General features: G+C 73.6%; 20 protein-coding genes and 4 pseudogenes. 13 read left to right on the forward strand and 11 right to left on the reverse strand.

The window, feature by feature from the left end; translation table 11 throughout:
• Window positions 1–347 precede the first annotated feature (347 nt).
• The 3 genes and pseudogenes from DA06_RS11380 to DA06_RS11390 form a co-directional block, all read left to right on the forward strand.
• A pseudogene (locus tag DA06_RS11380) lies at window positions 348–398 on the forward strand (hypothetical protein); the annotation flags it as partial.
• A gap of 323 nt (window positions 399–721) precedes the next feature.
• Entirely contained in the window at window positions 722–1954 is a 1233-nt protein-coding gene (locus DA06_RS11385; RefSeq protein WP_418607745.1) for an acetamidase/formamidase family protein, read from the forward strand.
• 118 nt (window positions 1955–2072) lie between these two features.
• Window positions 2073–2870, forward strand: a complete 798-nt coding sequence (locus DA06_RS11390; protein ID WP_043500095.1) for an isocitrate lyase/PEP mutase family protein — start codon at window positions 2073–2075, stop codon at window positions 2868–2870.
• Between the two features lie 128 nt (window positions 2871–2998).
• On the opposite strand, the gene DA06_RS11395 is transcribed toward DA06_RS11390, so the two are convergent.
• Window positions 2999–3436: a universal stress protein gene (locus DA06_RS11395; protein ID WP_043500097.1), complete on the reverse strand. Its 438-nt coding sequence runs from the start codon at window positions 3434–3436 to the stop codon at window positions 2999–3001.
• Between the two features lie 123 nt (window positions 3437–3559).
• Here DA06_RS11395 and DA06_RS11400 point away from each other — a divergent pair, with 123 nt between their 5' ends.
• Window positions 3560–3955 (forward strand): rhodanese-like domain-containing protein, encoded by a 396-nt coding sequence (locus DA06_RS11400; RefSeq protein ID WP_043500099.1) that lies wholly within the window; start codon window positions 3560–3562, stop codon window positions 3953–3955.
• Between the two features lie 30 nt (window positions 3956–3985).
• On the opposite strand, the pseudogene DA06_RS11405 reads toward DA06_RS11400, so the two are convergent.
• Window positions 3986–5420 (reverse strand): annotated as a pseudogene (locus DA06_RS11405) (MFS transporter).
• A gap of 121 nt (window positions 5421–5541) precedes the next feature.
• Here DA06_RS11405 and DA06_RS11410 point away from each other — a divergent pair.
• Together DA06_RS11410 and DA06_RS11415 are read left to right on the forward strand one after the other, a co-directional pair.
• Window positions 5542–7740, forward strand: a complete 2199-nt coding sequence (locus DA06_RS11410; RefSeq protein WP_418607746.1) for an ATP-binding protein — start codon at window positions 5542–5544, stop codon at window positions 7738–7740.
• Window positions 7668–8093: a helix-turn-helix transcriptional regulator gene (locus DA06_RS11415; protein WP_418607747.1), complete on the forward strand. Its 426-nt coding sequence runs from the start codon at window positions 7668–7670 to the stop codon at window positions 8091–8093. Before DA06_RS11410 ends, DA06_RS11415 begins: the two co-directional genes overlap by 73 nt.
• Here DA06_RS11415 and DA06_RS11420 read toward each other — a convergent pair.
• Both DA06_RS11420 and DA06_RS11425 read right to left on the reverse strand, forming a co-directional pair.
• Window positions 8080–8862, reverse strand: coding sequence for a methyltransferase domain-containing protein (locus tag DA06_RS11420; RefSeq protein ID WP_043500104.1), 783 nt, complete (start codon window positions 8860–8862; stop codon window positions 8080–8082). The genes DA06_RS11415 and DA06_RS11420 overlap by 14 nt on opposite strands.
• Complete coding sequence (locus DA06_RS11425) at window positions 8859–9443, reverse strand: OsmC family protein (RefSeq protein ID WP_043500106.1); 585 nt, start codon at window positions 9441–9443, stop codon at window positions 8859–8861. Before DA06_RS11425 ends, DA06_RS11420 begins: the two co-directional genes overlap by 4 nt.
• A gap of 235 nt (window positions 9444–9678) precedes the next feature.
• Here DA06_RS11425 and DA06_RS11430 point away from each other — a divergent pair, with 235 nt between their 5' ends.
• Window positions 9679–11088 (forward strand): APC family permease, encoded by a 1410-nt coding sequence (locus tag DA06_RS11430; protein WP_052436661.1) that lies wholly within the window; start codon window positions 9679–9681, stop codon window positions 11086–11088.
• Window positions 11085–12101 (forward strand): acetamidase/formamidase family protein, encoded by a 1017-nt coding sequence (locus DA06_RS11435; protein WP_043500107.1) that lies wholly within the window; start codon window positions 11085–11087, stop codon window positions 12099–12101. The genes DA06_RS11430 and DA06_RS11435 overlap by 4 nt, the downstream gene beginning before the upstream one ends.
• Window positions 12102–12225: 124 nt before the next feature.
• Here the strand turns inward: DA06_RS11435 and DA06_RS11440 are convergent, their stop codons facing one another.
• The 6 genes and pseudogenes from DA06_RS11440 to DA06_RS11465 all read right to left on the reverse strand — a co-directional run bounded on the left by DA06_RS11440 (window position 12226) and on the right by DA06_RS11465 (window position 17169).
• A complete protein-coding gene (locus DA06_RS11440) occupies window positions 12226–12843 on the reverse strand; it encodes an MFS transporter (protein ID WP_418607748.1) in 618 nt (205 codons plus the stop codon).
• Complete coding sequence (locus tag DA06_RS11445; RefSeq protein WP_418607749.1) at window positions 12750–13238, reverse strand: permease-like cell division protein FtsX; 489 nt, start codon at window positions 13236–13238, stop codon at window positions 12750–12752. The genes DA06_RS11440 and DA06_RS11445 overlap by 94 nt, the downstream gene beginning before the upstream one ends.
• Window positions 13239–13248: 10 nt before the next feature.
• Entirely contained in the window at window positions 13249–13938 is a 690-nt protein-coding gene (ftsE, locus tag DA06_RS11450) for a cell division ATP-binding protein FtsE (RefSeq protein ID WP_043500119.1), read from the reverse strand.
• 214 nt (window positions 13939–14152) lie between these two features.
• Window positions 14153–15267, reverse strand: a protein-coding gene (prfB, locus tag DA06_RS11455; protein WP_418607750.1) for a peptide chain release factor 2 whose coding sequence is annotated in 2 segments (ribosomal slippage) — window positions 14153–15189 and window positions 15189–15267 — 1116 coding nt in all. Because the reading frame shifts where the segments join, the coding sequence is not laid out codon by codon here.
• A gap of 160 nt (window positions 15268–15427) precedes the next feature.
• A pseudogene (locus tag DA06_RS11460) lies at window positions 15428–16588 on the reverse strand (multidrug effflux MFS transporter); the annotation flags it as partial.
• A gap of 74 nt (window positions 16589–16662) precedes the next feature.
• Entirely contained in the window at window positions 16663–17169 is a 507-nt protein-coding gene (locus DA06_RS11465) for a hypothetical protein (RefSeq protein ID WP_418607751.1), read from the reverse strand.
• Window positions 17170–17193: 24 nt separating this feature from the next.
• On the opposite strand from DA06_RS11465, the gene DA06_RS11470 reads away from it, so the two are divergent.
• From DA06_RS11470 to DA06_RS11490, 5 genes and pseudogenes are all read left to right on the forward strand, one after another.
• Window positions 17194–17415, forward strand: coding sequence for a hypothetical protein (locus tag DA06_RS11470; RefSeq protein ID WP_043500138.1), 222 nt, complete (start codon window positions 17194–17196; stop codon window positions 17413–17415).
• A gap of 273 nt (window positions 17416–17688) precedes the next feature.
• Window positions 17689–19446 carry a 2-isopropylmalate synthase gene (gene leuA, locus DA06_RS11475; protein ID WP_043500139.1) on the forward strand — a complete coding sequence of 586 codons (1758 nt, stop codon included), beginning with the start codon at window positions 17689–17691 and terminating at the stop codon, window positions 19444–19446.
• 210 nt (window positions 19447–19656) lie between these two features.
• A complete protein-coding gene (locus tag DA06_RS11480; protein ID WP_418607752.1) occupies window positions 19657–20703 on the forward strand; it encodes a hypothetical protein in 1047 nt (348 codons plus the stop codon).
• Window positions 20704–20832: 129 nt separating this feature from the next.
• Window positions 20833–21563: pseudogene (recO, locus tag DA06_RS11485) on the forward strand (DNA repair protein RecO).
• The gene (locus DA06_RS11490; protein WP_043500143.1) at window positions 21560–22345 is read left to right on the forward strand and encodes an isoprenyl transferase; all 786 of its coding nucleotides are present in this window, start codon (window positions 21560–21562) and stop codon (window positions 22343–22345) included. Before recO ends, DA06_RS11490 begins: the two are co-directional and overlap by 4 nt.
• A gap of 200 nt (window positions 22346–22545) precedes the next feature.
• On the opposite strand, the gene DA06_RS11495 is transcribed toward DA06_RS11490, so the two are convergent.
• Window positions 22546–24045 (reverse strand): ATP/GTP-binding protein, encoded by a 1500-nt coding sequence (locus tag DA06_RS11495; RefSeq protein WP_052436663.1) that lies wholly within the window; start codon window positions 24043–24045, stop codon window positions 22546–22548.
• Window positions 24046–24060 lie beyond the last annotated feature (15 nt).

The following is a 24060-nucleotide window of genomic DNA, read 5'->3' on the forward strand; positions in this document are numbered from 1 at the left end:
CGACGCGACGTCGGGCAACAGCGCCAACGTCGCTCCCCGGCAGGCGTCGTTCGACGTGCTGCTGACCATCAGCGGCGACGACGCGGCCGCGCCGCCGTCGGGGCCGGGGGAGGCCGACGCGGCCCTCGCTCTCCACGACCGGGGCGGACGTGCTCTGGCTCGGCGCCGGTGCGGTGCTCCCGAGACTCCCCGTGGTGCTGCTGCACTTCCGGCGCGACCCGACCGTGCTGCAGAACCCGACCGACATCCAGATCGCGGACGCGTTCGGCCTCTTCGAACCCGTCCGCGCGGACGAGGAGTTCGACCTGACGATCGTCGGCGCCGGCCCGGCCGGGCTGGGGGCGGCGGTGTACGCGGCGTCCGAGGGGCTGCGCACGATCGTCCTCGAGACCGAGGCGGTGGGTGGTCAGGCGGGCACCTCCTCACTCATCCGCAACTACCTCGGCTTCCCCAGCGGCATCTCGGGCAGCCGGCTGGCGTTCCGCGCCTACGAGCAGGCCTGGACGTTCGGTGCCGGTTCCACTTCATGCGCGCCGCCACCGGGCTCGCCGGATCCGCGACCTCCTCTCCGTGCGGCTGAGCGACAACTCCTCCGTGCGGAGCTCGACCGTAGTGATCGTCGCCACCGGCGCCGCCTACCGGCGCCTCGGCGTCCCGGAGCTGGAAGCACTGACCGGGCGGGGGGGTGTTCTACGGGGCCACCGTCTCGGAGGCTCGGGCCATGCGCGGGAAGCTGGTGTACGTGGCCGGGGGCGGCAACTCGGCCGGGCAGGCCGCAGTCCACCTGGCCGCCCCGCGCGGCGCCACCGGCCCCGCCGTCGGTCCCGGGTTCCCCATCCTCCAGCCCGGCACGGGGAAGACCCGCGGCCTGTACGTGCCGGCCCGCCCCGACGAGGTGCTCTGGGGCCGCCTGCCCAACCGGACCACCGAGCCGGTCGCCGTCGTCGACTCCGGCGCCACGGTCACGCTGGACACCATCTCCCATGAGGGCGTCCTGGAGGACCAGGGCAAGGACCCGGTCGGCTACTTCACGTCCTTCGGCGTCGCGGAGGAGCAGGTGCTCACCGACGCCGCCGAGGTCGCGGCCGGCGCCGCGCACGACGGCCCGGGCCCGCACGTCATCACGGGGCCGATCGCCGTGCGCGGCGCGGAGCCGGGCGACGTGCTCAAGATCGAGGTGCTCGACCTCGCGCTGCGCGTGCCGTACGGCGTCATCTCCAACCGCGAGGGCAAGGGCGCGCTGCCGGGGGAGTACCCCGAGGCGTTCCGCGGGGTGCCCGAGTTCGCCCCCTTCCTCAACGAGGGCGGCAACGTCAGCGTGTTCACCGAGGTGGAGAAGGCCGGCGGGCGCTACCGCGGCGTGCTGCCCGGCGACGTGCCGGCCGGCTTCGACCTCGCGCCGTTCATGGGCACCATGGGCGTCGCCCGCGACACCACCGCGACCGTCGACTCCGTCCCGCCCACCGACGCCGGCGGCAACATCGACATCAACGACCTCGGCGTCGGCTCCGCCCTCTACCTGCCGGTCCAGGTGGCCGGCGCGATGTTCTACAGCGGCGACCCGCACATGGCGCAGGGCGACGGCGAGGTGGCGCTGACCGCGATGGAGGGCTCGCTGCGCGCGACCTTCCGGCTCACCGTGATCCCGCGCGGCGGCGACGGCGCACCCAGGGTGGCGTTCGACTACCCCTTCGCCGAGACGCCGGACTTCTGGATCCCCATCGGGCTGAGCGACCCGGACGGGCCGGAGAACGGCGGCAACGCCACCAGCCTGGACGTCGCGATGAAGACGGCGGTGCGCCACGCGCTCGCCTTCCTCACCGAGGAGCTCGGCATGGCGGCGCCCGTGGCCTACGCCTACCTCAGCGCGGCCACGGACTTCGAGGTCTCCCAGGTGGTCGACCGCACCACCGGGATCCACGCGCTGATCCGCAAGGCCGACTTCGCCGGGTAGGCGGCCGGCCCCTCCGGCCTGTCGGCCCGGCACGGCGCGCGACCTCCGGACGCGCCGCTGCCGGGCCGCCGGCCACGCCGTCGTCGACGACGTCGGCACGTCCGGATAACGTCGACGCATGTCCGCACAGAGCCTCGCCGAGCAGTTCCGCGCCCTGCACCGCCCCGGGAACCCGTTGCTGCTGCCCAACGCGTGGGACGCCGGGTCCGCGAAGATCCTCGCCGCGCTCGGGTTCGCCGCGGTCGCGACGACGAGCAGCGGCTTCGCCGCGACGCTCGGCAGGCACGACGGCGACATCACCCGCGAGGAGGCGCTCGCCAACGCCGCCGCCCTGGCCCGCGCGGTCGACGTCCCGGTCTCGGCCGACCTGGAGAACGGGTACGGCCACGAGCCGGCCGCCGTCGCCGGCACCGTGGCCGCCGCGGCAGGGCTCGGGCTGGCGGGCTGCTCCATCGAGGACCACACGGGCCGGCAGGACGATCCGGTCTACGACGGCGGACTGGCGCGCGAGCGGGTCGAGGCGGCTGCGGCGTCGTCCGGGGCCATGGTCCTCACGGCCCGGTGCGAGAACTACCTGCACGGGCGGCCGGACCTGGCGGACACGCTCGCGCGGCTGCAGGCGTACCAGGAGGCCGGCGCCGACGTCCTGTACGCGCCCGGGCTCACCGACCTGGGAGAGATCCGCACCCTGTGCGCGGAGACCGACCGGCCGGTCAACGTCCTGCTGATGCGCGGCGGTTCGGCGCCGGCCGAGCTGGCCGAGGCCGGCGTCGCCCGCATCTCGGTCGGCGGCGCCTTCGCGTGGAACGCGCTCGCCGGGCTGGTCGCTGCCGCGCGCGAGCTGCTGCACGGCGACACGGCCTTCCTCGACCGCGCCGCACCCACCCGGCCGTTCATCGACTCCGCGCTGGGCTGAGAGGGGGCACCTCGGCTGGGCCCCACCGAGATGGCGACGACGATCCGGCCGCCCTGCAGCGGTCGTCGCCGCGGTGCGGTCGGCGGGCCGGCCGACCCGGACCCACGGCGCTACGGGGCTGACGCGCCTCAGGCCCCGGTGCGTGCGACGAGCACGGGGCAGGTCGCGTGCTGCACGCAGTGCTGGCTGACGGAGCCGAGAAGCATCCCCGCGAACGCGCCTCGCCCGTGGCTGCCGACCACGAGAAGATCCGCCCGCGTCGCCATCTCGGTCAGAACCTCCGCGGGATGCCCCTCCACGACCACGGGGGAGACAGCGACGTCCGGAGGGTCGCCCAGTGTCTCGTCGATGATGCGCTTGAGGCCGGCGATGGCGTGGGCCTCGACGTCGACGTCGGGGTAGGCGACCGGCATGCCGTAGCCGATCGGGAGGTGCCACGCCTGTACCGCTCGTAGTTCCGCTCCGGTGAGCGCCGCCTGGCGAGCCGCCCACCGCAGAGCTGACCTGCTCGCCTCGGACCCGTCCACCCCCACCACGATCAGCGGACGATCACCCTCGCTGGTCATTGCCCCACCTCCGTGCATTGCCGGTGCCTCCGAGTCTCCCCCCGCAGCGCCCCCGACGTAGGCCGTTCCGCACCGGAGGGCCGTGCCGTGCGAACTCCTCCGCCGGGGCGGGATGATCTGTGGGTGGGCATCGAGGACGTGCTCGCCGCGGCACGGGCGGGCGCCAGGCGGCTGGAGCCGCCGGAGGTGGTGGCGGCGGTCGCCGCCGGAGCGCTGCTGGTCGACACCCGCACCGAGTCCCAGCGGCGTGAGCAGGGCGAGCTCCCCGGGGCGCTGGTGATCGACCGGACGGTGCTGGAGTGGCGTCTGGACCCGGCCTGCCCCGGGCGCATCCCCGAGGCGTCCAGCTACGACCTGCAGGTCGTGGTGGTCTGCCGCCAGGGGTACAGCTCGAGCCTGGCGGCCGCGTCTTTGCGTGCGGTCGGCCTGCACCGGGCCACCGACATGATCGGCGGCGTCGAGGCGTGGCGGGCCGCCGGCCTGCCGATGAGCCAGGGCCCGGCCGACGTGCGCCGTTGACGTCGCGTGCTCACGGCCCGCGGGCGAGCGTCAGCGGGCCGGCGCGGCCCAGACCCTCGGCATCGCGAGCACCGCCACGGCGGTGAGGACCGAGGCGACGACGGCGGCGAGGAAGACCGCGCTCGTCGCGTCGGCGACGGCGCCGGCCCGTGGTTGCCGAGCCGGGCGTAGACGGCGTTGGACAGGGCGCCGAACACGGCGACGCCGAACGCGCTGCCGACCGAGCGGGCGAACATGTTCGTCCCGGTGACCACCCCGCGCTCGGCCCACTCGACGCTCGACTGCGCGGCGATGATGCTCGGCGTCGCGGTCAGGCCGAGCCCGAGGCCGACGACGAAGCACGCCGCCGCGACGGCGACGACCGAGGGGAACCGGATGACGGCGAGGGCGAGGAGGGCCGTGCCGGCCACGACGAGCGCGACACCGATGAGGTTGGTCGCCCGGAAGCCCAGCCGCAGGTAGATGCGCCCGGCCTGCGAGGCGGAGATGGGCCAGCCGAGGGTGAGGGCGGCCAGGGCGAGGCCGGCGACGACCGGCTCGGCACCCAGGACGGCCTCGAGGTACGTCGGGACGTAGGAGGCGAGCCCGAGCAGGATGGCGCCGACGCCGAAGGCGATGAGCGTCGTCGTCAGCAGGAGGCGCCGGGTGAGGACGAAGCCGGGCAGGACCGGCTCCGCGGCCCGCCGTTCGACGAGGACGAAGAGGACGAGCAGGACGCGCCGGCGCCGACCGTGGCGATGCCCACCGGGGAGTCCCACGCCCACGAGTGCCCGCCCTCGAGCAGCGCGAGCATGAGCAGGCTCAGGGCCACGGTGAGGAGAACCGAGCCGAGGACGTCGACCTTGTGCCGCTGCCGGTGCACCGACTCGTGGAAGGACCTGCCCAGCATCCAGGCCGCGAGGAGGCACACCGGGACGTTGACGAAGAAGATGGCACGCCAGAGTCCCAGCGACGCGAACACCCCGCCGAGGGTGGGCCCGAGGACGGAGGAGACCGCCCAGACGCTGGCGAGGTAGCCCTGGACCTTCGCCCGCTCGGCCACCGTGTAGATGTCCCCGGCGATCGTGACCGCCATCGGCTGCACCGCCCCGGCGCCCAGCCCCTGCACGAGGCGGGCGACGATGAGCACCGGCATGCTCCACGCGAACCCGCACAGGACCGACCCGACGAGGAACAGCCCGATCCCGACGAGCACGACCGGCTTGCGCCCGACCAGGTCGGAGACCTTGGCGTAGACCGGCACCGTGACGGCCTGCGCGAGCAGGTAGCTGGAGAACAGCCAGGGGAAGGACGTGAATCCCCCGATGTCCTCCACGATCGATGGCACCGCGGTCGCGACGATCGTCGCGTCGATGGCGATCAGCGCCGTGGTGAGCATGAGCGCGATCAGGACGGGGCCCCGCTCGGAGCGGAGGCCGACGTCGCGCACCACGGGGGACGTGCTCGAGTCTCTGGCGCTGTTCATCGTCCCCGTCAGGCGGTCTGGTCACGGCTGGTCAGGTGACGCACCCTACGCCGACCGTGACGTCTCGCCGGACCTCGGCAGGACTGGTTCCGGCCACCGGTCGCGCACCTATCGTTGACGTATGGACCTCCTCGAACGGCAGGAGGAGCTCGCCGCACTCGGCCGGGCGCGCGACGCCGCCGCCGACGGGCGCGGCCTGGTCGCGGTCGTCTCGGGTGAGGCGGGGATCGGCAAGACGGCGCTGGTCACGCGCTTCGTCCAGGACGCCGGCAGCGGCGTGCGAGCGCTCTGGGGCGCCTGCGACGACCTGAGCGTCCCGCGCCCTCTCGGCCCGTTGCAGGACATGGCCGACGACGTCGGGGCGTCCCTGCGGGAGGCGCTCGCCGGCGGAGCCTCCCAACGGGTCCACGCGCTTCTGCTCGACGAGCTCGCCCGTCGTCCGGGACCGGTGGTGCTCGTGGTCGAGGACCTGCACTGGGCGGACGAGGCGACGCTCGACGTCCTGACCGTGGTCGCGCGACGAATCTCCACGCTGCCCGCTCTCCTCGTGGTCACGCTCCGCGCCGAGGAGGTGCCGCCCGGCCACCGTGTCCACGCCCTGGTCGGGACGCTCCCGGCCGGCGGCGCCCTCCACCTGCGGCCCCGGCCGCTCTCGCCCGGCGCCGTCGCCACGCTCGCCGGCGCCGACGCCGCACGGGTCTACGCCCTCACCGGGGGCAACCCGTTCTTCGTCACCGAGCTTGTCACCTCCGAGGGGGAGCTCCCGCCGTCGGTGGCCAACGCGGTCCTGGGCCGCGCGTCCCGGCTGACGCCGGCGACCCGGGACCTGGTCGAACTCGTCTCGGTGGTCCCCGCGCGCCTGGCGGCGACCGTGCTGGACGAGCTTCGGCCCGGCTGGTCCGACGCCGCCGAGGAGGCCGAGCGCACCGGGCTGCTCCATGTCTCCGCGGTAGAGGTGCGGTTCCGCCACGAGCTCGCGCGAGCCGCGGTCCGGTCCGCCACGACTGTCGCGCGACGCCGGCAGCTGCACGCCGAGATCCTCACGGTGCTGCTGCGCCGGAACGGCGACCCCGCCGAGGTGGTGCACCACGCCGAGGCGGCGGGGGACCTGGAGACGGTCGCCACGCACGCGCTGGCCGCGGCGCGCAGGGCGTCGGAGCTGGAGTCCAACCGTGAGGCGTACGCCCACTACCGCCGGGCCGCCGACTTCGCGGCCCGGCTCCCCACGGCCGAGCGGGCCCGGCTCTACGAGGAGCTCGCGGCCGCCGCGTACCTCTCCGGGCACCTCGAGGACGCCTTCCCCGCCGTCCGCACGGCCGCGGTGCTCTACCGGGAGCTGGGCCGGCCGGCCGACGTGGGCCGCTGCACGCGCTTGCTGTCGAGGTACCACTGGTACGCCGGCGACGGTACCGCGGCCGAGCAGTCTGCCCGCGAGTCGGTGACCGTCCTGGAGCCGCTCGGCGACTCCGCCGAGCTGGCGCGCGCCTACAGCGGCCTCTCCCAGCTCGCGATGCTCTCCGACCGTGCGGAGGAGGCGCTGGTCTGGGGGCAGCGGGCCCTCGACCTCGCCACCCGCGTCGGTGACGAGGCCACCCGCGCGCACGCGCTCGTCAACATCGGCTCCACCCGGCTGGAGGCCGACCCGGACGAGGGGCATCTGCTCGAGGAGGCGTTCCGGGCGGCCGACGGCGCAGGGGAGCGGCACGAGGCCGTCCGGGCTCTGCTCAACCTCGGCTTCTCGCTGCTGGGCTGGGCGCGCCCCGGGCAGGCGCTCTCGGTCACGCGGCGCGCGGTCACCTACGCGGACGAGCACCAGGTCGACACCCTGGCCTCCTACCTGCGGGCGGTGCTCGCGTGGCTGCGGGTGCGGGCCGGGCAGTGGGACGTCGGCGAGCGGCTCGCGAGGGAGCAGCTCGCGACCGGCAGCAACGTCGCCGAGCTCCTCGCCCGGACCGTGCTGACCGAGCTCGCCGTGCGCCGTGGTGATCCTGGTGCGGAGGATCTGCTCACCGATCTCGGTCGCCGGGCAGAGCGCACCGGCGAGCTCCAACGCGTGCTGCCGGTGCTCGAGCTGGAGATCGAGTGGGCGCTGACCCGGGGCCGGCCGGCCCCCCTGCAGCGGCTGGACGAGGTGACCGAGCTGCTCGCCGGCACGGGAGCCCCCGCGGGCTGGGCCTGGCCGCCTGGACCGCCGTCGCCGGCGCGCCCCTCCGCTTCGACGCGGCGCTCCCGGGGCCTTTCGGGGCCATGGCGCGACGGGACTGGGCCGGCGCCGCGGAGGCGTTCGCCGCCGTCGGCTGGACCTACGACTCGGCGCTGATGCTGTCCCTGCTCGGGGAGGAGGAGGCGCTGGTCCGGTCGCTCGAGATCGGCCGTTCCCTCGGAGCCTCGCCGCTCGTGCGGCGTGCGGGGGCCCGGATGCGCGAGCTGGGACTGCCGGTCCCGCGGGGCCTCGGCCGGACCACGCGAGCCGACCCGGCCGGGCTCACCGGACGCCAGCGGGAGATCGCCGAGCTCCTCGTCGAGGGGCTGGACAACGCGGAGATCGCCGCGCGGCTGTTTCTCTCGCGCCGGACGGTCGAGCACCACGTTGGCGCGATTCTCGCCAAGCTCGGCGCGCACGACCGCCGTGAGGCCGCCCGCCGCGCCGGCAAGCTCCTCAGGGGCGCCTGAGCGGCCGGCGGGCCACCACGGTGACGCTGCGCACGCCGTACCTGCTGCTCGCCCGTTGCGCCCGGGCCGAGACGAACCGGTACGGGTTCTCGTGGCGTCGCTCCACACGCAGGCCGGCCGACTCGATCGCGCCGAGGTACTCGTCCACCTGCGCCGCTCCTCCGATACAGGCGGCCCACAGGCTCGCGTCGGCCGTGATCGCGTCGCTGAGCGGTCTGTCCGCGACGATGTCCGCCAGCGCCAGCCGGCCCCCCGGCCGCAGCACCCGCGCCACCTCGCCGAACACCCGGGCCTTGTCGGGTGCGAGGTTGACGACACCGTTGGACACGACGGCGTCGAAGGAGGCGTCCGGGAACGGCAGCTCCTCGATCCGTCCCTCGACGAACTCGACCGCGAACCCGGTGCGGGCGGCGAGCGTGGCGGCCTTCTCCCGCTGTGCCGCGGTCATGTCGATGCCGACCACGCGACCGGCCAGGCCGACGAGGAGGGCGGCGACGAAGGAGTCGGTCCCCGCCCCCGAGCCGAGGTCCAGCACCGTCTCACCGGGCCGGAGGGCCGCGAGGTCGAAGAAGTAGCCGACGCCGGCGAAGGAGTCGACGGCCGCCGTCGGTACCTCGTCGAGGGCCGCGGCCGGGTAGCCGAGCCGTTCCGCCAGGGCGCGGCCCACCTCGAAGTGGTACGCGCCGTCCGGGCGTGCGGCGACGTCGGCGTACATCGCCTTGATCCGGGCCTCGAGGTCGGCGACATCGAGACCCGCGGGCAGCGTCATGTCCGCACCTCCGTCGCGGCCGGCCGGGTCTCGATCGTGGTGGTCACCGGCACGGGGTTGGCGAGGATGTCCCGCACCGGCGAAGACGCCTGGACGTACCGGCACAGGTCGGCGATCTGGTCCGCGTCGGCGTTCGGGCTCTCCACGGTCAGGCGGGCACGGATCGCGGTGAAGCCGGGGCGCGGGCCCGGCAGACCGAGGAACGCGCGGGCGTCGAGGTCACCCTCGACGTCGTAGCGCATCGAGGTCAGCTCCACGCCCCGCGCGGCGGCGTTGGCCGCGAAGCCCACCGCGTAGCAGAACCCGAGGGCCTGCAGCATCAGCTCGACCGCGTTCGGGCCGCGGTTGCCGCCCAGGAGAACGGGCGGCTCGTCGCCGTCGAGCACGAACGGCGCCGCCCGGCTCTCGTCCTCGGCGCCGGCGTGACGGAAGTGGCCGATCCGGCCCACGTTGTGGGTGCCGTCCACCCACGACGTCGTGGCCCGGAAGGTGAAGGCTGCGAGCTCTGGCTCGGCCTTGATCGCGTCGATCGTCGCCAGGAGCCGGTCGACGTCGATGCCGTTGCTGACCGTCGTGGACATCGGTCCTCCTTCGCTCTGCTCCGATGCCGGGAACCTAGGCCGCGTCACGGGTCGGTCACATCGGTGAGACGTGCCCATCTCTGCGGCGTCCGTACCCACGAATGCGCGCCCCGGCCCGCATACCCCGGGGCTGGACGAGGGGAGGCTCCGCAGCACATGCGCGTTGCGGCTGGGCGTGCTTGGCTACCGCCGTTGAGCACCTCCGGGGGATACGTTCCAGCGGAAGGAGCGCGCCGTGAGCGAACCTGCAGAGGTCCGGCGGGCCGGGTCGCACGAGGGCGTGGAGCAGTTCGGCTACAAGCAGGAGCTGCAGCGCTCGCTGACCTTCACCGACCTCCTCGTCTACGGCCTGATCTTCATGGTGCCGATCGCGCCGTTCGGCATCTTCGGCAGCGTCTACCAGGGCTCCGGCGGCATGGTGGCGCTCGCGTACGTCATCGGCATGGTGGCGATGATGTTCACCGCCAACTCCTACGCCCAGATGGTGGACGCCTTCCCCATGGCCGGGTCGGTCTACACCTACGCCGGGCGCGGGATACGGCCGTGGGTCGGCTTCCTCGCCGGCTGGGTCATCATGCTCGACTACGTCCTCGTCCCCGGCCTGCTCTACCTCGTCGCGTCCGTGGCGATGAACTCCATCGTGCCCGCCGTCCCGGTCTGGATCTGGATCATCCTGTTCATCGTCCTCAACACGGCCGTGAACTACATGGGCATCGAGATGACCGCGCGCGTCAACAAGATCATGCTGATCGCGGAGCTCATCGTGCTGGCGATCTTCATCGTCATCGGCCTGGTCGCCGTCGCGCAGGGCCGGGGCAACGGCTTCAGCCTCGACGCGTTCTACAACCCCGAGACGTTCACCTGGGGCGTGATCCTCGGGGCCGTCTCCATCGCCGTCCTGTCGTTCCTGGGCTTCGACGGGATCTCCATGCTCGCGGAGGAGAACAAGCAGGAGTCCCGCCAGATCGGCCGCGCCATGGTCGCCGCGCTGCTGCTCGCCGGCGCCCTGTTCATCGCCCAGACGTGGGTGGCGTCGATGCTCGTGCCGGACTCGGACACCCTCCTGGCCGAGGGTGACCCCGGCGGGACGGCGTTCTACGACGCCGCCGCCGTCGCCGGGGGCGGCTGGCTGGCCTTCCTGACCGCCCTGGCCACGGCGATCGCGTGGGGGTTCGCGAACTCCCTGGCAGCCCAGGCCGCGACCTCCCGGCTGCTCTACGCGATGGCGCGCGACGGGGAGCTGCCCCGGTTCCTCGCAAAGGTCCACCGCAAGCACCGGGTCCCGGTCAACGCCACCTTCGTCGCGGCCGGCGTGTCACTGATCCTCGGCCTCTACATGTCCACGCGCGACGACGGGATCCCGCTCCTCTCGACCCTCGTGAACTTCGGGGCGATGACCGCCTTCCTCGTGCTGCACGCCGCCGTGGTGAACCACTTCGTCGTGCGGAACCGGTCCACCGACTACCTGCGGCACCTGGTGATGCCGATCATCGGGTTCGCGATCCTGCTGTTCGTCGTCATCAACGCCTCCATCGCCGCGCAGACCCTCGGCCTGATCTGGGCCGGGATCGGCGTCGTCATCCTCGTCGTCCTCAAGGCGACCAAGCGCGAGCCCCAGCTCGCGGGAATGGAGCACCAGCCGTGACCGAGGTCTTCCAGCTGCACCCCGAGCCGGACCAGTACTCCTTCACCTTCGGCGGCAAGGAGCCGCTCCTGACGGTCCCGCCCGGGTCCGTCGTCGAGCTGACGACCGAGGACTGCTACGGCGGGGCCGTGCGCTCGGTGGACGACCTCCCCTCGGTGGTGTGCCGGTTCCCGTTCCTCAACCCCGTCACCGGGCCCATCGCCGTCGAGGGCGCCGAGCCCGGTGACATCCTCGCCGTGCACCTGGCCGAGGTGCGGCCCCGGCGCGACTGGGCGGTGTCCTCGACGTTCCCGCACTTCGGCGCGCTCACCACCACCCACACGACGGCGATGCTCCACGACGCCCTCGAGGAACGGGTGTGGATGTACGAGGTCGACGTCGAGGCGGGCATGTGCCGGTTCGCGGCCCGCAACTCCGACTACGTCGTCGACCTGCCGCTCGACCCCTTCCACGGCACCATCGGCGTGGCGCCCGACGCGTTCGAGCGGATCGTCACCGTGACGCCCTCGTTCCACGGCGGGAACATGGACACCCCCGAGACGCGCGCCGGGACCACGGTGTACTTCCCCGTCTTCGTCGACGGCGCCCACCTCTCCCTCGGGGACGGCCACTGCCGGCAGGGGGAGGGCGAGGTCTGCGGCACCGCGGTCGAGGCGGCCATGACGACGACGATCGTCGTCGACGTGATCAAGGGCGCCGACCCGATCGCGACCCCGCGCGTCGAGGACGACGAGTTCGTCATGACGACCGGGTCCGTCAAGCCCCTGGAGGACGCCTTCCGCCTCAGCCAGACCGAGCTGGTCCGCTGGACGCAGAGCCTCACCGGCATGGACGTCCTCGACGCCTACCAGCTGGTGAGCCAGGCGGGGCTCGCGCCCGCCGGGAACGTGGTGGACACCAACTACACGATGGTCGCGAAGTTGCCCAAGACCGTCCTGCACGGGGCGTCGGTGTACGACGACGTCCACGCCCGGCTCAGGCGGACCGGCGAGGACCACCTGCGCACCCGGTAGGCGCCGCCCGAGTGACCTGGGGTGCAGGGGCGTGGCCCGACGTGCACGGGCGTGGCCCGACGCGCGTGGCGCAGCGCAACGTGGTGCGCGGCGTGCGGTGGCAGGGGCGGCGGCGCGCCCGGCGTCACGACGCCGGACGGTGGAGGGCCGGGTCGGGCGCCCGGCGCAGCGTGGTGACCAACAGGACCAGGGCGAGCGCCTGGCTGAGCGCCACGACCACCACCAGGGCGGGCAGCGACACCTCGTACAGCCAGCCGACGACGCCGCCCCCCACCACCGCCAGCGCCCCCTGGATGCCCGCGAAGACCCCGTAGGCGGTGGCGCGGCGGGGGGCGTCGACCAGCTCGGCGACGAGCGCCTTGACCGTCGAGTCCTGCACCCCGAACGCGACCCCCCAGACCACCACGCCGAGGAGCACCGCGGCGAGCGCGGAGGAGAGCGCCAGCGCGGGCACGAGCGCCACCAGCACCGGCACCACGTAGAGCACCTTCGATCCGACCCGGTCGTAGGCCGACCCGACGACCAGCGCGGCGAGCGCCTCCACCGCCATCGCCCCGGCGTAGACCAGCGGGACCGTGGCCACGGGCACCAGCCCGTCCGTGGTGAGGTGGAAGGAGATGACGCCGAAGGTGACCAGGCCGCCGGTGGTCAGGCTCGCCGCCGCGGCGTAGCGGAAGAACTCCGGCGGCAGCCCGGCCCCCACCGACTCCGCCAGCCAGCCGCGGAGCCCGCGGACCTGCATCTGGCTCCACGGTCGCCAGGGACCTGGGCCCAGACCGTGTCCGCCATCTGCTCCTGGAACGCCTCGAAGGCGTCCTCCTTGGACTCTAGGTAGACCTCGTCCACGTAGGGCGCCATGCTCTCGGCGGCGAGGAGGTCACCGACGGCGTCGATCTGCTCCTGCGTGGCCTCGCCGCCGGCGCAGGCGGGGGTCGCCGAGCCGGCCGGGCACATGAACGCGGAGACCTCGACCTTGTCGTACCAGTCGTTCTTGAGGTTGCCGACCTGGATCTGCAGGAGGGCGGCCGCGCCGACGAACGTGAGGGAGACGAAGGTGACGAGGATGACCGAGACGGTCATGGCCAGGTTCCGCGAGAGGCCCTGGAAGGTCTGGGAGAGGACGAACCGGAGTCGCAACGTTCCGCCCCTACCGGCTCGCGCCGTACACGCCGCGCGACTGGTCGCGCACCATCACGCCGCCCGACAGCTCGATGACGCGCTTGCGCATCTGGTCGACGATCTCGTCGTCGTGGGTGGCCATGACGATCGTGGTTCCGGTGCGGTTGATGCGGTCGAGCAGGCGCATGATTCCGATCGAGGTCGTGGGGTCGAGGTTGCCCGTGGGCTCGTCGGCGAGGAGCACGGCGGGCCGGTTGACCATGGCGCGGGCGATGGCCACGCGCTGCTGCTCGCCGCCGGAGAGCTCGTGCGGCAGGCGCTTCTCCTTGCCGTCGAGCCCGACCAGCTCGAGCACCTCGGGCACGGCGCTGAGGATGTGGTGGCGCGGCTTGCCGATGACCTGCGGGGCGATCGCGACGTTCTCGAAGACCGTCTTGTTGGTCAGCAGGCGGAAGTCCTGGAAGACGGTGCCGATCTGCCGGCGCAGGTGAGGGACCTTCCACCGGGATACCTGGGTGAGGTCCTTGCCCAGGGCGTAGATCTGGCCCGACGTCGGGCGCTCCTGGCGCAGGACGAGGTTGAGGAAGGTGGACTTGCCGGAGCCCGAGGCGCCGACGAGGAAGACGAACTCGCCGCGCTCGATCTCCAGGCTGACCTGGTCCAGCGCGGGGCGGGCGCCGCGCGCGTAGACCTTGGAGACGTTCTCGAATCTGATCACAGGTGCAGGGCGGCCAGTCTCGACAGTGGGAGGGATTACCACTGGCCTCCGGGCAGAGTAGGCACGCGCCGGGCGGGGATCGTGGCAGACACGCCGCGGGACCGGCCCCTGCGGGTGCGAGCCTCGTCCCACCGTCCGACGGCGGACGGCAGGGGACGCGGGCCCGCCCCCCGTCAGCCGGCGGACGGCAGGGGACGCGGGCCCGCCCCCCGCGTCAGGCTGCGGGGACGCTCTTGCGCCAGCGGATGCCGGCGTCGATGAAGTCGTCGATCTCGCCGTCGAACACCGCCGACGGGTTCCCGGACTCGTGCTCGGTGCGCAGATCCTTGACCATCTGGTACGGCTGGAGCACGTAGGAACGCATCTGGTCGCCCCAGGCGCCCTTGACGTCACCGGCGAGCGCCTTCTTGGCGGCGTTCTCCTCCTCCTGGCGCAGCAGCAGGAGGCGGGACTGAAGGACGCGCAGCGCGGCGGCCCGGTTCTGGATCTGGGACTTCTCGTTCTGCATCGAGACGACGATCCCGGTGGGGATGTGCGTCATGCGGACGGCCGAGTCCGTGGTGTTGACCGACTGTCCACCGGGCCCGGACGAGCGGAACACGTCGACCTTGATCTCGTTCTCGGGGATGTCGATGTGGTCCGTCTGCTCGGTGAGCGGGATCACCTCGACGGCGGCGAAGGAGGTCTGCCGGCGGCCCTGGTTGTCGAACGGGGAGATGCGCACGAGGCGGTGCGTCCCGGCCTCCACGGAGAGCGTGCCGTAGGCGTAGGGGACCTTGACCTCGAACGTCACCGACTTCAGGCCGGCCTCCTCCGCGTAGGAGGTGTCGAGGACGGTGGTCGGGTAGCCGTGACGCTCGGCCCAGCGCAGGTACATGCGCATGAGCATCTCGGCGAAGTCGGCGGCGTCCACGCCGCCCGCCCCGGCGCGGATCGTCACGACGGCCTCGCGCTGGTCGTACTCGCCGGACAGCAGCGTGCGGACCTCCAGGTCCCCGAGGTCCTTGCGGATCGCCGCGAGCTCGCCCTCCGCGTCGGTCAGGAACGCGTCGGCGTCGGCGCCCTCCTCCTCCTGGCCCAGCTCGACGAGCGCCTCGAGGTCGTCGATCCGCTCGCCCATGCGTGCCACGCGGTTCAGCTCGGCCTGGGCGTGGGAGAGCTTGGAGGTGACCGCCTGCGCGGCGTCGGGGTCGTCCCAGAGGTCGGGGGCGGCGGCCTTCTCGGACAGCTCGGCGATCTCGGCGCGCAGGCGTCCGGGTCCGTCACCGCACGGATGGACTCGTACGTCGCGCGCAGGTGCTGGATCTCGCTGCTGAAATCGGTGGCCACGGACGGCAAGGTTACGCGATGACCCGACGGCGTGCGGGCCCCGCCCCGTCGCCCGACGGCGCACGAGCACCCTCATCTCTCGACGGCACGGGCGCCCCCGCACCACACGACGGCGCGCGAGGCGCCCTCCGTCGCGCGACGGGCTCATGCGGCACGGGCCTCACGCGGCCCGGGGGCCTCCGGCACGTCCCGCGGTGAGGAAGATGATCAGGCTGGCGGTCACCGCGCCGAGGATCACGGTGGCCATCGCGACGTCGTCGCCTCCGAGCAGGCCGACGACGGGCGAGACCGTGCCGGCGATGCCGGCCTGCAGGGCCCCGATCAGTGCCGCGGCCGTCCCGGCGCGCTCGCCGTGGAGGGTGAGGGCCAGGGCGGTGGCGTTCGGCAGGACGAGCGAGTTCACGCTCAGCAGGAGCCAGAGCGGAGCGACGAGTCCGACGAGGCCGCCGGTGCCGGTGGCCACGAGCACGAGCAGGACCGCACCGAGGACGGCCGCCAGCGGGATCGCCACGCGCAGCACGGCGATCGGCTCGAAGCGCCGCACGAGGGAGGCGTTCAGCTGCGATCCGAGCACGAGCCCCACGCCGTTGAGCGCGAACAGCAGGGCGAACTCCGTCTCGCTCAGGCCGTAGCCCTCCTGCAGGACGAACGGGGAGCCCGCCACGTAGCTCATCAGCGCCGCAAGCCCCAGGCCGGGGAGCACGGAGAGGGCCATGAAGTGCCGGTCCCGCAGGAGGAAGCCGTAGCCGGCGAAGGTGGCGCGCAGCGGTTCCCTCCGGCGGCCGGCGGGCGGCAGCGTCTCGGGCAGGGCCTTCGCGATGACGGGGATGAGGACGAGCCCGACCAGCGCGAGGACGACGAACGTGGCGCGCCACCCCCACCAGCCGGCGATGAGGCCTCCGAGGGTGGGGGCGAGCAGCGGCGCGACGCCGATCACCAGCATGAGCCGGGACATCAGGACCGACGCCCCGGCGCCGCTGTACCGGTCACGGATGACCGCCATGGCGGTGACCGTGGCGGAGGCGTTGCCGACGCCCTGGATCACCCGGAGCACGATCAGCGGCCAGATCCCGGGAGTCAGCGCGCACAGCACCGAGGCGACGACGTGCAGCGAGACGCCGATCATCACCGGGCCGCGCCGGCCGTAGCGGTCGGAGAGCGGGCCGACGAGCAGCTGGCCGATCGCTCCGCCGATGAGCACGCCCGTGATGGTGGCCTGGACGAGCGCCGGGCCCGAGCCGAGCTCGTCGGCGACGACGGGCAGCGAGGGAAGGTACAGGTCGGTGGTGACCGCGGGGAGCGCGGCCATGGCGCCGAGGAGGAGGACGAACGAGGCGGGGGGGTCGGGCTGTCGCCGGGAACGTCACGCCCCCATCGTTTCACGGCGGCGGGCGGTCACAGGACGTCGGCCAGCGACTCCAGGGCCGCCAGCGGTTCCGCGCCGACGGGTACGAGGACGTTCCCGGTCACCCCGGCGTCCGCGAGCTCGTCCATGCGGGCGCGGACCTGCTCGGCCGTGCCCGCGAGCGCGAGGCGCGCGACCCAGGCGTCCGGGAGCGCGCGGGCGAACTGCTCGGGCCCCGTGCTCTCGGCCCGGAGACGCGCGAGCTCACCCGCGATGTCCAGCGGCGCGAGGTGGGCCGCCCAGTCCGGCTCGCCGATCCACCGCAGCGCCGGGCGCACGGCGTCGGCCGCCCGACGCGGGTCGGCGTCGCCGCCGCCCGCCGACGCCGGACCGCTCAGTCCCGCCGGCCCGCCGCCCGCCCGGCCGCACCGGTCCGAGGTCGCCCAGGTCCGGCTTGGCGGGCGGCTCCTCGAACCCGGCACGACGCTGGTCGGCCGTTCCCCCGCCGCACGCCCGGGCGAGAGGGTCGACCACCTCCTTCCCGTCGAGGACCCCACGATGTCGAAGACCCACCTCGCTCGGTGCGGGTGACGCCGGCCGGGGTGTGGATCACCGACCGGGCGTCCACCAACGGCACCACGGTGGTCACCGAGCGCGGCGAGCAGCGGACCCAGCCGTGGCAGGAGACCGAGGTGCCGCCCGGAGCCCGCGTGCGCGCCGGTGCGACCGTCATCGCTCGCGCCACCACCGCACCGGAGGAGACGGACGTCGAGAGCACGGTCCTGAGGGGCAGCAACGACTGATCTCGTCGCCGTCGACGAGAGATGAGGAAACGCGGGAGCGCGCGGTGCCGCTGCCGGGAACGTTCGTCCGCGGGGTGGCCGCTGCCGCGGACCTCAGATCCTGAGACGTACGGGACCGGAAGGTGACGACCGCCGCACCACCGCGCTAGGGTCGCTGCGTGCGCATGACCCAGCTGCTGCTCCTTCCGTGCCGCGACGAGGCCAACTAGAGGCCGGCCCCTCGTCGCGGCGATCGTCGTGCCCGGCCATGACGCACAGCGACGAGGAAGACAGATGAAGACGCAGCACCACATCGACGCCCAGGCGCCGTCCGCCATGCCGGTGTCCAAGTACCGCCCGTTCGTCGAGACCAACCCGGTCGACCTGCCGGACCGGACCTGGCCGACCAGGCGCACCACCAAGGCACCCCGGTGGCTCTCCACCGACCTGCGCGACGGCAACCAGGCCCTCATCGAGCCGATGAACGCCCAGCGCAAGCGCCAGATGTTCGACCTCCTGGTGCGCATGGGCTACAAGGAGATCGAGATCGGCTTCCCCGCCGCCTCGCAGACGGACTTCGACTTCGTCCGCTCCCTCGTCGAGACCGGCGCGGTGCCCGAGGACGTCACGGTCTCCGTGCTCACCCAGTCCCGTCCGGAGCTCATCCACCGGACGATCGACTCCCTCGTCGGCTTCGCCCGGGCGAACGTGCACCTGTACAACGCCACCGCGCCCGTCTTCCGCGACATCGTCTTCCGCAACGACCGGGAGGCCACCCGCGAGCTCGCCGCGTCCGGCACCCGCGAGGTCATGGCGTACGCGGAGAAGGTCCTCGGCGACGAGACGGTCTTCGGCTACCAGTACTCGCCGGAGATCTTCGTCGACACCGAGCTGGAGTACGCGCTCGAGGTCTGCGAGTCCGTCATGGACGTCTGGCAGCCCGAGGGCGGCCGCGAGATCATCCTGAACCTCCCGGCCACGGTCGAGCGGGCCACGCCGAACGTCTACGCCGACCAGATCGAGTGGATGAGCCGGCACCTGAGCCGGCGGGAGCACGTCGCGCTGTCCCTGCACCCGCACAACGACCGCGGCACGGGGGTGGCCGCGGCCGAGCTCGGCCTGCTCGCCGGCGCCGACCGCGTCGAGGGCTGCCTGTTCGGCCAGGGCGAGCGCACCGGAAACGTCGACCTCGTCACCCTGGGGCTGAACCTTTTCAGCCAGGGCATCGACCCGATGATCGACTTCTCGGACATCGACACCGTGCGCCGCACCGTCGAGGCCTGCACCCAGATGGACGTCCACCCCCGGCACCCCTACGGCGGCGACCTCGTCTACACCTCGTTCTCCGGCTCGCACCAGGACGCCATCAAGAAGGGGTTCGAGGCCCGCGCGGCGAAGGTCGCGGCCGCGGGGGGCGACGAGAACGCCGTCGTCTGGGAGCTGCCGTACCTGCCGATCGACCCCAAGGACGTCGGCCGCAGCTACGAGGCCGTGGTGCGCGTCAACTCCCAGTCCGGCAAGGGCGGAGTGGCCTACCTGCTCTCCTCCACCCGTCACCTGGACCTGCCGCGCCGGCTGCAGATCGAGCTGTCCGGCATCGTCCAGAAGCACACCGACGCCTACGGCGGGGAGATCGACGCCGAGAAGCTGTGGTCGATCTTCGCCGACGAGTACCTGCCGCACACGGCCGCCATGGGGCTCGCGCCCTGGGGCCGGTTCTCGCTCGAGGGCACCACGGTCACGACGGCCGGCGAGGGCGAGGACGCGGTCCTGACGGTCACCCTGGTGGACCGCGGCGAGAAGAAGGTCGTCGCGGCCACCGGCAACGGCCCGATCGACGCGTTCGTCAACGCGCTCGGCGAGGTCGGCGTCGAGGTCGACGTCCTCGACTACGCCGAGCACGCCCTCTCCGAGGGCGGGGACGCGACCGCCGCGTCCTACGTCGAGTGCCAGGTGGACGGCCAGATCCTCTGGGGCGTCGGCATCGACCCGTCCACGATGACCGCGTCCTTCAAGGCGATCGTCTCGGCGGTCAACCGCGCCGGGCGCTGAGGGGGGGACGCGGGCGTGGACGGCAGCCGGGCGCGGCACCGCCCCGAGCGCGCGACGTACGGTCCGGAGCCCGTTCGGCAGGAGCGGTCGGTGTCGCCGGACTGATGGCCAGGGCACGGTACGTCCGCGACTGGAGGCTGCCGCCCGGCTGGCGCGCCCAGCGGGACACGAGCGTCTTCGGCGACGGCGGAGCGCCCCTCTTCGAGACCCGTGGGGCGTCCTCGAACCGCCGGGCGGCGAGGTCTCCGTCGCGGTGCTCGCCCCCGAGGCGGCCGCTTCCGTCCTGCCGCACGGGCGCGCCCGGGGGAGCGTCGTGCGCCGACCCTGCTGCTGGAGAGGCGCGCGCTGCGGCAGTCCCCGGGCAAGGTGCGCAAGCTGATCCGGGGCACGCCGCCGTCGGCCCCCGGCCAGGGCGCCCGGCCGGACCACCGGGTCGTCACGAGCCCCCACGGCCAGGTAGCCCTGCTCTCCACCCGGCCCTGGGACGCCCGGACCGGCCCGGACGTGCGCGTGGTCGCGGTCGTCGTGCCGAAGTGGTCCAAGGACGCCGTCGTCCTCACCCTGACGTGGGACGACGAGTCCGGGACGACCGAGCTCGGGCGGCTGGCCGAACGCCTCGTCGCCGAGCTGGAGATCGTCACCGAGGAGCCTGCCCAGGCGGCCGGACGGGCGGGGAAGGAACCGGACCGCCGACGGCGGAGCGGCGCCCGGCCGCTGCTCGGGGCGGCCTTCCCGCCGCCCGACTGGGTCGGGACACGCCTGGGCGGACGCACCGGGGAGGTGGCGGCCCGGCTGACGCGAGTGGTGCTCGGGCTCCTCGGCTCGCGGTCGTTCCGGCGGGCCACCCGGGTCTCGTGGGTGGCGTTCGGCGTGACCGTCGGGACGTTCCTGCTCACCGGGGGGCGGCTGCAGGAGGTCGTGCTCCTCCCGGTGGTCGTCACCGTCGCGGCCCTGCCGGTCATGCTGGCGTGGCGGGCCTGGACCGTCGTCCACGGCCTGCTGACGGACGGCCGGGGCTGGACCCACCCGCTGCCGGACAACGACCAGCCGCGCGACCTCGTGCAGTACCTCGCCGTCGCGGCCCTGCTCGGCGCGCTCGTCCTCGGCCCCACCGTCGGGTCCGGCGCCGCCCCCCTCCATCTCGTCCTCGCGGCCTGTGTGGACGTCGTCGCCCATGTCGCACTGGTCGTGCTCGAGGCCGGACGTGGCGTGGCGCCGCGCCTTCGGGCCCGCTGGGAGGCCCGGCAGCCCCGCTGAGCCGGTCGGACGGTGCTCCCCGCGGGCGGGCGGCGAGGCGGGCAGACGCGGTCCGGCGGGGCAGGACGGCCGACACGGGGGCGGGTGCCGGTGCAGCCACCACCGCGCCACGGCTGAGATGATGGTCCGGTGAAGCTCTACCGGGACGAGGCTGTGGTGCTGCGCACCCACAAGCTCGGTGAGGCCGACCGCATCATCACCCTGCTCACCCGCGGGCACGGCAAGGTCCGCGCCGTCGCGAAGGGGGTGCGGCGCACCTCCAGCAAGTTCGGGGCCCGGCTGGAGCCTTCGGGGTGGTCGACGTCCAGCTGCACCTCGGCCGCAACCTCGACACGATCACCCAGGTGGAGACGATCGCCCCGTACGGGCGCGCGGTCTCCGCCGACTACTCCCTGTACACCACCGCCACCGCGATGGCGGAGACGGCCGGCCGGCTGACCGAGATCGAGCGTGAGCCCGCTCCCCAGCAGTACCTGCTCCTGGTGGGCGCCCTGCACGCTCTCTCCACCCGTCGCCACGCCCCCTCGCTCGTGCTGGACTCCTACCTGCTGCGCTCACTGTCCGTCGCGGGCTGGGCGCCGAGCTGCTACGACTGCGCGCGCTGCGGCGCGGACGGGCCCCACCGGGCCTTCAACGCCGCCGTCGGCGGGGTGGTGTGCGACCGGTGCCGGCCGCCCGGCTCCGCGTCACCGGCCCGGGAGACCATGTCCCTGCTCGGGGCGCTGCTCTCCGGGGAGTGGTCCGAGGCCGACGCGTCCGACCCCCGGCACCGGAAGGAGGCCTCCGGCCTCGTGGCCTCGTACCTGCAGTGGCACCTCGAGCGGCAGCTGCGCTCCCTGCGTCTGGTGGAGCGCGCATGACGACGACGAGGCCGGTCCCGCCACCGCCGCACTCCGGGGAGGTCGCCCCGCGGATGGACCCGCGGTTCGTGCCCCGGCACGTCGCCGTCGTCATGGACGGCAACGGCCGGTGGGCCAACGCGCGCGGCCTTCCGCGCGTCGAGGGCCACAAGGCGGGGGAGGCGGCGCTGCTCGACGTCGTCGCCGGCGCGATCGAGCTCGGCATCACCCACGTCTCGGCGTACGCGTTCTCGACCGAGAACTGGAAGCGCTCGCCCGAGGAGGTGCGCTTCCTCATGGGGTTCAACCGCGACGTGCTGCACCGGCGCCGTGACCAGATGGACTCCTGGGGCGTCCGGGTGCGGTGGGCGGGACGCCGCCCACGTCTGTGGCGCTCGGTCATCTCCGAGCTCGAGCGTGCGGAGGAGCAGACCCGCGCCAACGCCGTGTGCACGCTGACCATGTGCGTCAACTACGGCGGCCGGGCCGAGATCGCCGACGCCGCGGCCGCCATCGCCCGCGAGGTCGCCGCGGGCCGGCTGGACCCGTCCCGCGTCAACGAGCGCAGCTTCGCCCGTTACCTCGACGAGCCGGAGCTGCCCGACGTCGACATGTTCCTGCGCACCGGCGGCGAGCAGCGCACGTCGAACTTCCTGCTCTGGCAGTCCGCGTACGCGGAGATGGTCTTCATCGACGACGCCTGGCCCGACGTCGACCGGCGCACCCTGTGGCGGGCGGTGGAGACCTACGCCCGCCGCGACCGCCGGTACGGCGGCGCCGTGGACCGTCCGGGCACCGCCTGACGCGGCCTCAGCCGGCCGGCTCGCCCTCGGCGCGCTCGCACCCGTGGAGGCACGCTCGCACCCGGAGCGGGCGGCGCGCGCTCGCACCCGTGGCGGCGCGCTCGCAGCCGAGGCGGGAGCGTGCACCCAGCTGAGGCGGGAGCTCGCACTTGCAGCCGAGGCGGGCGGCGCGCACGCACCCAGGGTGGGAAGGCCGCCCTCTACTCCTCCACGCGTTCCACCCGGCCAACGCGGGACAGCTCGCGCCAGCGCTTGTTGGTGTCGTGGACGCCGAGCTCGACGGAGGTCAGCTGCACCTGCACCGGGATGCCCGGCCGCCCGCCGACCTTGACGAGGAACTTCCCGCGCCCGGGCGGCTCGGTCTCGCGGTGGTGCACCGGGTCCCACGCCGGCGGGTCCTGCCAGCCGATGAGGAGCTCCTGCTCGGCGCGGGAGAGCGGCACCGCCTGGGTGAGCATCGGCATCTCCGCGCCGGGCAGTCCACCGGCCACCACCATGCCGGAGCGCTCGACGAACCCGCGCGCCTTCATGCGGTCCTCCTCCGCGGGCAGCGCGAGGAGGTCGGACATCGTGTGGGACACCATCACGGTCCCCACGCCGCGCGTGCGGTTGAGCCGCGTGAGGGCGTCCACCCGGTCGACGATGCCGCGGCCGGCGCGCAGCACCCGCCACAGCTCGTCGAGGACCACGAAGTAGTGCCGGCGCGGCTCCACGCCGGCGTCGGCCAGGGCATTGGCCACGTTCACCGTGCCGAACCCGGCGGACCAGCACGCCAGCATGACGGCGGCCTGCAGGTCGGTCTGGGCGTCGTCGATGTGGCTGACGTCGTAGACCACCGGCCGGTCGCGGCGCATGGGGTTGGTGGTGGGGCGGGAGAACGTCCGGCCCAGCCGCCCGCCGTCGACCAGACCGATGAGGGAGGCCTCGAGGTTCTCCGTCACCGCCTGGTAGCGCTCCAGCGACCCCCGGTCCAGCGCCACCTGGCGGACGTCCTCCGGCGCGGACCGGACGACCTCGAGGAGGTCCGGCAGCACCGGCACGCCGTCGTGGCGGTCGTCGAGCACCCGCAGCGCCCGGTCGAGGATCGTCTCCTCGCGGTCGGTCGGCGGCTGGGCGCGCAGGATCGTCAGCAGGGACGAGACGATCGTCAGCCGGCGCTCGTGCGCGTCGGCGAGCACCATGGCGCGGGCGCTGCCGGTCAGCCGCTCCGCCGCCGAGGTGGCCTCACCGGGGTCGAGCACGTTGATGTGCCCGCGATCCCCGCCGAGCGCGATCACCTGACCACCGAGCGCCTCGATGAGATCGACGTAGTCCGGCTTCAGGTCACCCAGCACGAGCGGCATGACGCCGTAGCCGGCGAGCCCGGCGGCCATGCGCCGCACCAGCGTCGACTTCCCCAGGCCCGGCAGGCCGAGAACGAACGCCGACGGGTTCGAGATGAGGTTCGCCCGCTGGAACCACGACACCGGGTCGCAGCACACCGTCGCGCCGGTGACCATGTTGCGGCCCAGCGGTACCCCGACCATCGGGGTGCCGGAGCCGACGGCGAAGGGCCAGAGCCCGCACACCTGCCGGGTGGAGCCGCGCCACTCCGGGACCGGCTGGATCGAACCCGCCCGGCCCCGCCCGCGCCCGGGCCAGCCGCGCGGACCCGGACGGGACGCGGCCGCCGTGGTCCCCTCCCGCTTCTTCCGGCTCACGGCCGCTCACCCCTC

This window comes from Georgenia sp. SUBG003 (assembly GCF_000715355.2).
Taxonomy (GTDB): domain Bacteria; phylum Actinomycetota; class Actinomycetes; order Actinomycetales; family Actinomycetaceae; genus Georgenia.